General features: G+C 47.8%; 4 protein-coding genes. 1 reads left to right on the top strand and 3 read right to left on the bottom strand.

What is annotated here, in order from left to right; translation table 11 throughout:
* Positions 1 to 390: 390 nt before the first annotated feature.
* A complete protein-coding gene (gene ttcA, locus V4C51_RS16880; RefSeq protein ID WP_330927349.1) occupies positions 391 to 1,323 on the bottom strand; it encodes a tRNA 2-thiocytidine(32) synthetase TtcA in 933 nt (310 codons plus the stop codon).
* 181 nt (positions 1,324 to 1,504) lie between these two features.
* Between ttcA and V4C51_RS16875 the strand changes: the two genes are divergently transcribed.
* The gene (locus tag V4C51_RS16875; RefSeq protein ID WP_330927348.1) at positions 1,505 to 1,831 is read left to right on the top strand and encodes a TraR/DksA family transcriptional regulator; all 327 of its coding nucleotides are present in this window, start codon (positions 1,505 to 1,507) and stop codon (positions 1,829 to 1,831) included.
* Positions 1,832 to 1,918: 87 nt separating this feature from the next.
* Here V4C51_RS16875 and fnr read toward each other — a convergent pair whose 3' ends face one another.
* Entirely contained in the window at positions 1,919 to 2,680 is a 762-nt protein-coding gene (fnr, locus tag V4C51_RS16870; RefSeq protein WP_330927347.1) for a fumarate/nitrate reduction transcriptional regulator Fnr, read from the bottom strand.
* 573 nt (positions 2,681 to 3,253) lie between these two features.
* Positions 3,254 to 5,287 carry a PhoX family protein gene (locus tag V4C51_RS16865; protein WP_330927346.1) on the bottom strand — a complete coding sequence of 678 codons (2,034 nt, stop codon included), beginning with the start codon at positions 5,285 to 5,287 and terminating at the stop codon, positions 3,254 to 3,256.
* Positions 5,288 to 5,599: the final 312 nt, after the last annotated feature.

Here is a 5,599-nt window from a genome sequence, read left to right as displayed (position 1 = left end):
ACCATTTTCGAGAGCATAAGCTGGTCAATCGACCGGCTTCTCCACACAATTTATTCCAAGCCTCGCAACAGCAATCAACGATATGCTCATAACCATCAAGTGCCTTATTGGATAAATCATGCTCTAGGAGCCTGTCCGGGAACAGCGCCCTTAGCGAGGATTGCGAGAAATTGAGGATAAAAACTTCTGCTTCTGAGGAGAATAGTAGGGCTATTTGATGAAGAAGCAGGAATTTTTAGACCAATTTATCGCAACCACAGTAGGGCTGTCTATTCTCGGACAGGCTCCTGGTGTCCTGACGTCCCGCTTGCCAGCTCTTACAGGCACTCGCGGGAGTGATAAAAAAACAGACGGACTCTTGTTGTATTTATCGGATTTGTGCCCGGCTCCTTACAAGTTAACAATCTTCACCATAGCCGATGCAGCAGGCTCAGGTGACGCGTTGATGGTATCGGTGGAGGCTACTGGGAATTCAACAGGGTCAAAAGCGGTATCCCCTTCGTTGTTGAGGTGGCTTTCACGGGTCAGGTTTTTAAAGTCAAACAAGTCGCCGTCCGCCAGGTGAGAGGGGGTTACATTACGCAATGCCCTGAACAGGCTTTCAATTCTTCCTGGAAATCGTTTGTCCCAGTCGTTAAGCATTGCTTTTACAGCCTGGCGTTGAAGGTTTTTCTGGGAGCCACACAAATTACAGGGGATAATGGGGAAAGATTTTTGCTCAGCAAAACGAATAATATCCTTTTCACGGCAGTAAGCCAGTGGGCGAATCACCATGTGCTGACCATCGTCACTGACCAGCTTCGGAGGCATGGCTTTCATGTTTCCCCCGTAGAACATATTTAAAAACAAGGTCTCCAGAATATCATCACGGTGGTGGCCCAGGGCGATTTTTGTGGCACCAACTTCTTTGGCGGTGCGATAAAGAATACCCCGACGCAGGCGAGAGCAAAGAGCGCAGGTTGTTTTGCCTTTGGGGATTTTGTCTTTGACAATGCTGTAGGTGTCTTCTTCGATAATACGGTAGTCAACACCCAGTGAGTTAAGGTATTCGGGCAGGACGTGCTCAGGGAACCCGGGTTGCTTCTGGTCGAGATTGACAGCAATAATATCAAAGTGAACAGGCGCGTTATGCTTCAGGTTCAGCAGGATATCCAATAGGGTATAGCTGTCTTTCCCGCCAGAGAGGCAGCACATAATCGTATCGCCTTCTTCAATCATATTGTAGTGGGCAATGGCCTGACCAACGTGACGACGAAGACGTTTTTGGAGTTTGTTAAAGTTCACACGTGTCTGTTTCGTGCTTGGGGATGAGGGGCTTTGCATAACAGTGTGGTGTCCGACAGTTATCTTGTTCAAAAGCGGCATAGTATAAAACTATCATCCTAAAAAGAGTAAGGAAGCACCGTTTTTTTAGGGGGGGGGTGAGCGAGAAAGTTCCCCGCTTCAGGGTTATCTCTTATTGCCCGACTCCCCCGATTTATAACACTGGCAACAGGGGAGAGTTATGGTTGATTATGAACAGATGAAGGCGCAGCTGATTGCCCGCCGGGAAGAGCTGAATGACCGTGTCAGACGCATTAAGGCAAAAAGGCAACAGGCACCGAGTGCTGACTGGTCAGAACAGGCGCAGGAGCGGGAAAATGATGAGGTGATGGATGCCCTCGGTAATGAGACAACGCTTGAGCTCAATAAAATCAATAAAGCGTTGGAGCGCATTGATGAGTGTGAGTATGGCTATTGTTTAGTCTGTGGTGACGCAATCTCTCCGGCCCGTCTGGAGATTATGCCCTTTGCGGATTTATGTATTCGTTGTGCGCAAGCAAGGGAGTAACCTGGAGAAATGCGCGTGATTAATTGGGTGAGTATTCTCATTGTTGCCGCAGTCACTGTGTTTTTCAAAGCAGGCTGCGGCTTTCGGTTAGCCGGTAGCCTTCAGAACAGGCGGTTGTTTATTTGCTTTGCCGCTGGCCAGAGAATAGAGCGCCGCAGGTTCTAGAATCTCTATCTCCTTTCCCATTGCTAAGATAAGACCATTTTTCTGAAAACGCGTAAATACACGACTGACAGTTTCAACAGCAAGTCCAAGGAAGTTGCCCATTTCATTGCGCGACATGACAATACGAAATGACTGGGAGGAAAAGCCCCTGCGACGAAAACGGCTGGCCAGGGTAATCAGAAAGGTAGCAATCCGCTCGTAGGCATTTTTCTTTGATAACAGCATCATCATTTGCTGGTCTTCCCGAATTTTTTTACTCATCAACCGCATAATATGACGGCGAAGTTCCGGGAACTCATCAGATAATAGCTCAAGCTCACCAAAAGGAATTTCACAGACCATCGTCGTTTCAATGGCTTGTGCTGATACAGGATAGCTTTCGGTATCCACGCCGCTGAGCCCAAGTATTTCACTAGGTAGATAAAAAGCAGTGATTTGCTCTTCACCCTTGTTAGTGGAATTATAGGTTTTTATGGCGCCTGAACGAACGGCAAATAGACTGGTAAAGCTATCTCCTTCAATAAAGAGGTGAGCGCCTTTTTTTAAAGGGCGGCCTCGCCTGATGATACGGTCGAGCTGGTGAATATCCTTCAGGTTAAGAGCCATAGGCAAACACAGAGAGCTAAGGCTACAGTCTCTACAGGCCACGTGACTCGGCTGGTGGATGGTGAGCTTGGACGTCATTGAGTGCCCTCAATCAAGGTCTTATCGACGAAACATGGCTATTCTATGGAAAAAAAAAGAAATATTTAATGGTTATATACCGATAAGAAGGGATATATGCTCATCAATCAAATAGGTTGATCTTGTATATACCATGACCTGAGTCCGAAACAGCAGCCAGGAGCCTGTCCGAGAATGAACCGAGCTACTGCGGTTGCGATAAATTGGTCTAAAAATTCCTGCTTCTTCATCAAATAGCCCCGCTATTCTCCTCAGAAACAGAAATTTTATCCTCAATTTCTCGCAATCCTCGCTAAGGGCTATTCTCGGTCAGGCTCCTAGACTATCTGGGAACTGTTGTTTAACGTGAATTCATCTGTTAAATGTCGTCTTCACCATTGGCAATAAGGCTTCCAACCAGTTGAAAGCGGTCAACAGCTGAACTCGGTGATACCCGTCGCCTTTCAAACTAGCAGGTTGTTGGCAGCAATCGTCACCCCAGTCACCCACTCTTTGCAGGCTTGTGGGGCTTCACTCTCTTGCCGCCGCGTAGCAGCTTGAAATCCTTTCGGTATAAATAAGTGGCAGTGAGAGCTATACGCCCACAGGCTCCCCATCGACTTTTCGTATTACAACAGTGGATGACCGTGGACGCACATTAAAACCTACCGGTGTCTCTTCTGTTGCGTCCGTTGTACCATTGGCTGGCGGCCAGTTACCCGGATGTTGCAAGTTAACAAAAAGGCTGGCGTGATCAGCAGAGAAGGCAATACCTGTCACTTCACAGCCATTGGGGCCAACAAAGAAGCGCCGTAATTCATCCTGGTTATCGGTGTTAACGGCAGGACTGCCATCTTGTGGCGCACTGATCCTTGAAGGAACAATAGCCAGCATCTGGTCATTGGTACTATCGACTTCACCACCGTCGGTTTGTACCCACAAAATACCGCGATCATCAAAGGCGAGGCCATCTGGACTGCCGAACTCATTGCTGGCAGTTAAGCCGGATAAATTGGTTTGCGCATCTTCGCTGTCATCGGAGCCAAACAGGAAAAAGTCCCAGGTGAACTCAGTCGCTGATGCCCCCTCATTCCAACGAACGATATGGCCGTATTTATTATCAGGGCGAGGGTTGGACGCATCGCCTTGTGCGCGCTCATCATTATTGGTTAATGTGACATAAACCGTGCCGCTTTCAGGGTCTACAGCGGTCCATTCCGGGCGATCCATTTTTGTCGCGCCCACTAAATCGCCGGCCAGTGGGGCATTCAGCAGGATTTCAGCCAGCGTGCCTATTTTGTCTCCTAATGTCCCCCCAACAGGTGTCGCGGAAGTACTTTCAACCAGGGGAATCCAACGGCCTTTGCCTTCTTCATTGAACTGCGCCACATAAAGCGTGCCCTTATCCATGTACTTGGCGCCTACGGTTAAGCGATCCACAGGATTGGCATCGGCCGGGTTCCACAATGCCTCGGAAACAAATTTGTAGATATACTCAAATTTACCATCGTGACCGCTATAGAATACCACGGGTTGACCTTCCGTTAACTTGCCAAAGGAGCAGTCCTCATGGCGGAAACGACCCAACGCTGTCCGCTTGGTGGCTATGGATTTATTGTCATAGGGGTCAATTTCCACAATATAGCCAAACCCATGGGCCTCATTGCGAAAGTCTTCTTCAGGGTTGTTACCCTCGGTAATATTAAAGCGGGAAAATTCACCGGTTTCTTTTTCTTGCCTATCATCAACAGTTTCCCAGCTGTACCTTGTCACTGAGTCGCTGATACCGATACGTTCTTGTTTATCATCCATCGTACCATGGTTAATAAAATAATCCGGCCAGTTCTCTTCACAAGTCAGGTAGGTGCCCCAGGGTGTATGACCGTTACCACAGTTGTTATTGGTTCCGCGAGCCAGTTTGTGGTCACCTTTTTCTGTGGTGTACTTCGTCTTTAACAGCTCAAGGCTACTTTCAGCAACGGGGCCGGTAACAGCCATGGTGGTTCCTGCGGTAAAGCGGCGGTTGTAGTCGCTGTTCTTAACGACCTGCCATTGATCGTCTTCGAGCTTTATATGGACGACAGATATGCCATGGGCATTTATTTCCTTGCGAACTTCCTCAGCCGGGCGCTTATCACCCGGGGAAGTTGGGCCATTGGGATGAAGGTGATCACAGTTAATATACTCATGGTTAATACATAACAAGCCTTCGGTGGCGCTATTTTTCAGAGGGAAAAAGTGCATGCCGTCATGGTTCATACCCATGGCATTAAGTTGGTCTGTTGAGGTGTTGTTACCATCAGGGTCCCAGTCATTAGCCTGGTTATTCAGGGGGGTGCCCCATGGTGCCAGAATTTGCGCGGTATAGCCCTGCGGTACAGAAACTGCGTCTATTTTTGTTCCGGCAATAGAGTCAAACCCTAGCTCAATACCACCAGCCACCGGCGTGTCGTCACTACTGTCACTGCTACAGCCGCTCAGCCCAAGGCCCGATAGAAAACTAAAAGCTGCCAGGGAGGCACTGCCTTTTAGCACAGAACGACGAGAGACTTCCTTTTCCATGACCTGCGTAATGGATGGGTTGGAACTCTTGTTATAAATTTTTGGATCACTGGTTTGCTGGCTCATTAACTTTTTCTACCCCACAGTTAATACAAAATTTGCCGTATTTTTTCCGCACAATTAAACGACATAGATATTTCATTTGAGTGATAGTTTTATGTCAGGTAGATGACTGAAAAGTGATCTGACCGGGTTAGTATAAGAAAACGGCAGGTTTTGGCAGCACAAAAACAAGTTAAATCGGGACTTTTCCAGTTGGTTAGTGCTAACTTTGAGATAGGTCAGAGGATCAATATAGTCTAAAAGAAGCCCAAGCCAGAGGGGGTAAAAACTAAAAAAAAGAAATTGTCAGCGCACAGTTTAATCCAGTCGCCTGTC

It is taken from the genome of Candidatus Sororendozoicomonas aggregata (assembly GCF_031528575.1).
GTDB lineage: Bacteria > Pseudomonadota > Gammaproteobacteria > Pseudomonadales > Endozoicomonadaceae > Endonucleibacter > Endonucleibacter aggregata.
This window is presented reverse-complemented; position numbering and strand designations above follow the sequence as displayed.

Bases quoted from the DNA above. Each gene is read 5' to 3' on its own strand.
- fnr (WP_330927347.1), bottom strand. From the start codon at position 2,680: ATGACGTCCAAGCTCACCATCCACCAGCCGAGTCACGTGGCCTGTAGA.
- V4C51_RS16865 (WP_330927346.1), bottom strand. From the start codon at position 5,287: ATGAGCCAGCAAACCAGTGATCCAAAAATTTATAACAAGAGTTCCAAC.
- ttcA (WP_330927349.1), bottom strand. From the start codon at position 1,323: ATGCAAAGCCCCTCATCCCCAAGCACGAAACAGACACGTGTGAACTTT.
- V4C51_RS16875 (WP_330927348.1), top strand. From the start codon at position 1,505: ATGGTTGATTATGAACAGATGAAGGCGCAGCTGATTGCCCGCCGGGAA.